The organism is Streptomyces sp. BE303 (assembly GCF_036290945.1).
In the GTDB taxonomy this organism is placed as follows: Bacteria; Actinomycetota; Actinomycetes; order Streptomycetales; family Streptomycetaceae; genus Kitasatospora.
The window spans coordinates 1-393 of the sequence record NZ_JAQYWZ010000603.1 but is presented as its reverse complement, the minus strand read 5'-3'; the positions used below and the strand labels follow the sequence as shown (position 1 = coordinate 393).

Genomic DNA, 393 nt, shown 5'->3' with positions numbered 1-393 from the left:
GAGCCTGTCCGCCAACGTGCTTGCTGTAGTGCCGACGAGCTTGGTGAAGTGGTGGGCGGGCGCCGTGGAGTTGGTGAGGGTGTGGGGGTCCTGGTGCGGCGGGGAACGGCGTCGTCGGGCGTGTGTGTCGGCGTTCGGCGTCAGCGGTTCGAACTCGCACGTGATCGTGGAGGAGCCCCCGGCCGTCGTGTCCGCCGCCGTCGTGGCCGCGGGGCTACTTCCCTTGGGGCCGGGGCGGGTGTCCGGTCCGGCCGAGGCGGGGCTGCGGGCCCAGGCCCTCCTGGCCACCTACGGTCAGGACCGGGACGGCGTCGACCGGCTCTGGCTCGGGTCGGTGAAGTCACTCAGCGGGCACTCGCAGGCGGCGGCGGGTGTCGCCGGCATCATCTAGAT

The 393-nt window shown here is 72.5% G+C and carries 1 protein-coding gene; it reads left to right on the top strand.

The features are described from left to right. Nucleotides 1-391: hypothetical protein (locus PUR56_RS13525; RefSeq protein WP_329949080.1), on the top strand; the 391-nt coding region annotated here is incomplete at its 5' end. Nucleotides 392-393: the final 2 nt, after the last annotated feature.